Source organism: Mycobacterium sp. TH-M25, from assembly GCF_057473665.1.
This window is the reverse complement of the sequence record NZ_JBYCLA010000117.1, coordinates 1-4,424: the sequence shown is the minus strand read 5'-3', so window position 1 is coordinate 4,424 and position 4,424 is coordinate 1. Positions and strand designations below refer to the sequence as shown.

Here is a 4,424-nt window from a genome sequence, read left to right as displayed (position 1 = left end):
TCGAGGGCGCGATCCACCACGGCACGGAGATGACCGTCGAATCCAATTATGTTGATACGCACGGGCAGTCGGAGATCGGGTTCGGTATCACGAAGCTGCTCGGGTTCGACCTGCTGCCGCGCATCAAGCGGATCAACAAGGTAAAGCTGTACCGCCCGGCGGCCGGGGAGGCGGGCCTGTGGCCGAGCCTGGGTCCGGCCATGACTCGACCGATCCGGTGGGACAAGATCGCCGAGCAGTACGACCAGATGCTCAAGTACGCCACCGCGATCCGCGTGCGCACCGCCTCCACGGAGGCGATTTTGCGGCGGTTCATGAAGGCTAACGCCGCCCATCCGACCTACCAGGCGATGATCGAGCTGGGCCGGGTGCAGAAGACGATCTTCCTGTGCCGTTACCTACGCAGCCGGGCGCTGCAGCGCGAGATCAACGAAGGCCTCAACGTCGTCGAGTCCTGGAACCGCGCCAACGCCGTCATCTTCTACGGCAAGTCCGGCGACCTGGCCACCAACCGCCGCGACGAACAGGAGATGAGCGTGCTGTGCCTGCGGATACTGCAGGCCGCGATGGTCTACGTCAACACCCTGATGCTTCAGGACATCCTCGCCGACCCGCAGTGGGAGGACGTGCTCACCCCGGAGGACCGGCGCGGCCTGACGCCGTTGTTCTGGTCGCACGTGCTGCCCTACGGCGAGGTCAAACTCAACATGAACACCCGCCTCACCCTCGGCGGCTCATGATCAAGGATTGAACCGTCCTGCCACGCCACGGCCACTCGAGAACTGGCGGCCACCAAGATCACGCAGCTCGACGCCAAGATCGCCGCGCTGCAATCCATGCGAGTCTCGCTGGCCCGGCCGGCATCCACCTGCGATCGGCCAAGACCTGAACGCGACTGCCCCCTGTTGTTATCTGTAGGTTGAAACGTCTGTGTTGCAGTGTGTCTCACGATCACTTTTTGCTTCGTGTGGATCGTGAGAGCCGGTATGTCTGTAGGGCTGTGCCCCATAATCTTAAGCGTCTGATCTGACGGAGGCGCGTTAACAACACCACCAGGAAGCCACGAAGCTTCTGACTTGCGTTGTGAGAACGTTACTGTCTGATATCAAGCGTCGTCGGTGTTCGATGCGGGATTTAGGCTGGCGGCGATGGTAGTGAGTTCTTCGGTGGTCAGGCCCTCTGAGTCGAGGTATGCGAATGTGCCGTGGCGTGTGAGATGGGCTTGGGCGTAGAGCCGTTGAGCGGTCGGTTGGATTTTGATCAGCGTCCCCTCGCTGAGCACCTCCTGCCAGCTATCGCCGCCTAATATCATGCCGTAGTGCCGTGGGGCATCGGCCGCGGCCATCTGCATGATCGACACGCGCTGACTTCCAGTACCACTGCGATAGTGCAGATGCACTATTGCCGATGACCGCGCGGACGCGTCCCTATACCTGCAGAATGGCTGCTGCCGCCAGCCGGTGGGCAGGTGATCTGGCACCAGGACGGTGAATGCGGCCCGCCGCTGCGCCTCGCTGACCGTGCCGAGCTGCGTGCGGGCGAAATGGTCCAGGGGAGAGCGGATCTGTTCGCCGTCCGGGGGCTTGAACACGAAGGTGTCCGCTGGGATTGGCTCGTCAATGCGGATCGCTAGTGTGGTGATGGTGTAGAACGGTTGCTCGTTGTGGATCGCGGTGGTTGCCAGCAGCACACCGCGTTGCTGGTCTATCTCGAGGTGGTAGCTATCGGCGCCGCTACCGAGTGCGTGCAGAGCTCGGAACACACGCGGAAAGCTCGACGCCTTGACGTCGCGGAGACCGTCTTGGCGGGGTGTGGCGTAAGCGGTGTGGGTGGCTCGATCCGCGATGCGGGAGTGTCCGGCCACCCGGAAATCCAGCACGTCGGTCAGTGGCGCTGGATCGAGCATGACCTCGAATCCTCGGTCAATGCCGCCACCGCTGACGCTGGGAGCGTCCCGATTGCTCATCGCGCCCATCTGCTCGCTCCAGGACCACCATCGTGGGCCGTCCACGACGCCGTAGGAGCCGTCGCGTAAACCGCCGTGGTGCTCTTGGCGGGCTCGCTGACCCTCGCGCCAAATGCGCACTGTCTCCTGGGTTTCCGACGCCCCGGGACCGCCCTTGGCGACCGCGCCGAAGCTGACGCCGCGCCGCTTCTGTTTCTCGGAGTTGGCGCGAAACGCCTCCAGCAGGCGCTGTTCGTGACGCCAGGTGCGGTAAGTCACGGCGACGGTCCGAAACGACTCCGCCGCGCCGTTGAGCAGCGCGCCGATCCCGCCCTTATCATCAGCCGTGGGATACGACGCTTCAGACATGGGTATCTCCTATGTCAAGCCGCTGCCAGCCGGGAAAGCTTCGTTCGGGTTGTGTGGCCTGCGTGGCGATGCCTGAGAAATGCTGGCGAGGCGTTCTAGCTGAAGAAAGTCTGAGCCGATTTGCGTGCGCTGTTGGCGCGTCGGCTCCTACTACAACCATCATGCTTGCCTCCTTGACAATGACGTGACGGCAGTGCCGGTCTACGGACTCGGCTCCTCACTATGCAGCTCCCGCCAAGCCCGCTGACCTTTTATTCGCAGCCAATGTTGACCCAGCGCCAGCACGCTAGACCCATAGGCGGCAGCTACGGTACGACCCAGACGCCACATGATCAGGATCCCAACCGACGCGACCAGCGGCAACATCATCCTGACATTGAGTCACAGCAGCCGCGGTTACGCGATATTTAGGTGCACGTGAGGTCGACTGGACCGGCAAGAGCAAATTGAGCCGTTGGGGTGATTGGCGTATATCCCGGAGGAAAGAACACTTCCGCAGCCAGCTGCGCATCGTAGGCGCCGGGCACGCAGTACGCCGCGGTAGTAGCGTCCGCACTAGTGAAACTAACGTCGTAGCCCGGTATCGAAAAATAGGGATCAGCTTGGCCATTTAAGAATAGGCTCGACTGGAGGATGATCAAGGCGGGCCCGGTACAGGATATAAGCGCCGACGATGTCACGAAAGGTACTAAGAAGTCCTCATAGGTGGGATCGGCGATAGTCCCTGCGCAGGCGATTGGCGGGAGTGTGTCGGCAGGGGTTGAGGTACTGCTGGCGCCGGAAGCATTGTCGCCGAGTAGGAATCCGCCGTCGTGCAAATTTCCGACATCGATGTGGAGGGCGCTCAGTTCAGGCGTTAAAAGCCCTTCGTTGGTGCCGGTAAAGGTGTCTGCCAGCGGGCCGGAAGATTGGTCGAGAAAATTGAGGGCCGGGATGGGGTCGCCAACGTTTATTCCATTGCCGATTAGATCGCGCCCGAACAATGCAACTGATGGGAAGTTAATCGCATCGATTAGCTGCGCATCAGCCGGATTGGTGATGGCCGCTTCGATCTCACCGTGCATCGATGCACTTAAATAATCGATAACCGCGTTTAAACCGGTGGCCCCTTGGCCGCCTGGGTCAAATGCAGCATTCAAACTGGCGAAGATCACGTCGCCGAGCGAATCTTCGACATCGGCAAGCGCTACCGGGGCCGTGGCAAAGGGGCTAAAGCCGCCGGCAAAAAACGCCGCCAGCGCCACCGCCGCCACGCCGGTGCGCTGACACACACTGGTGCTGAGCGACCGGCGGTTACGTGTGATCGCCTGCTTATCCGTTGCCGCACTTCCGTGCGGCTTCGCCGTGGAGGTACCTGCGCCAATCATTGCTGTTTCGTCCGCCTCCCGCGCTTCGCCCTGAGCCGCCGATCTGAGAAACCTTAACAGCAAATATGTAGGTTATAGGTTTCTGGTGTGTGAATTCACCGGATTATTCGAGACACCGTGATCGTCGAGCTGCTGTCGATTCGACTTGCCGACACGCGACCAGATCCTCACAGCCCTGCACGCCACCACGCATCGATGAGGGTCGCCACCGGTTCACCGGTGACCGCCTCGAAACGTGTTCCACATCCTTGGAAGCGGAACGAGACGACAGTACGGCGAGCGAACCCCGGCCAGCGGTCGGCTACCAGGGTGAACCGACACCGCGTTCGTTCCGCAATTCGTTCCACCGAACTTGTTCCGAAAGTAACGTACGGTGACGAATTCCGGTACATTTCGGGCATGGCGAGCGCACCAGCACACCCGGCCGGCGGACTCGAACTCGGCTACGCCCGCGTCTCCACCACCAAACAGAGCCTGGAACGTCAACTCGACGCCCTCGCGCAGGCCGCACTACCCCAGGAGCGGATCTACGTCGACAAGAAGACCGGCGCCACCGTCGACCGGGCCGGCCTGACCAAGCTGCTCGAGTACGCGCGCCCCGGCGACACCGTCGTGGCCCACACCCTCGACCGGCTCGGCCGGAACCTTCGCGAAGTGCTGAACCTCGTCCACGACCTCAACGAGAAACAGATCGGCGTGCGCACGCTGGCCGACCCCATCCCGATCAACACCGCAGACGAAGG

General features: G+C 61.8%; 5 protein-coding genes. 3 read left to right on the top strand and 2 right to left on the bottom strand.

Annotation, left to right across the window (positions count from 1 at the left end):
- Nucleotides 1-740, top strand: a 740-nt coding sequence (locus tag AC2VOU_RS04115; RefSeq protein ID WP_486956203.1) for a Tn3 family transposase, incomplete at its 5' end; no start/stop codon positions are given.
- A gap of 6 nt (nt 741-746) precedes the next feature.
- Nucleotides 747-923, top strand: coding sequence for a MerR family DNA-binding protein (locus AC2VOU_RS04110; RefSeq protein WP_486956204.1), 177 nt, complete (start codon nt 747-749; stop codon nt 921-923).
- Nucleotides 924-1,105: 182 nt separating this feature from the next.
- On the opposite strand, the gene AC2VOU_RS04105 is transcribed toward AC2VOU_RS04110, so the two are convergent.
- Together AC2VOU_RS04105 and AC2VOU_RS04100 are read right to left on the bottom strand one after the other, a co-directional pair.
- Nucleotides 1,106-2,314 (bottom strand): hypothetical protein, encoded by a 1,209-nt coding sequence (locus AC2VOU_RS04105; protein ID WP_486956202.1) that lies wholly within the window; start codon nt 2,312-2,314, stop codon nt 1,106-1,108.
- 407 nt (nt 2,315-2,721) lie between these two features.
- The gene (locus tag AC2VOU_RS04100; RefSeq protein WP_486956201.1) at nt 2,722-3,744 is read right to left on the bottom strand and encodes a hypothetical protein; all 1,023 of its coding nucleotides are present in this window, start codon (nt 3,742-3,744) and stop codon (nt 2,722-2,724) included.
- A gap of 336 nt (nt 3,745-4,080) precedes the next feature.
- Between AC2VOU_RS04100 and AC2VOU_RS04095 the strand changes: the two genes are divergently transcribed.
- On the top strand, nt 4,081-4,424 hold a 344-nt coding region (locus tag AC2VOU_RS04095; protein WP_486956200.1), incomplete at its 3' end, for a recombinase family protein.

Coding starts and splice junctions, on each gene's coding strand:
- AC2VOU_RS04105 (WP_486956202.1), bottom strand. CDS start 2,314: ATGTCTGAAGCGTCGTATCCCACGGCTGATGATAAGGGCGGGATCGGC.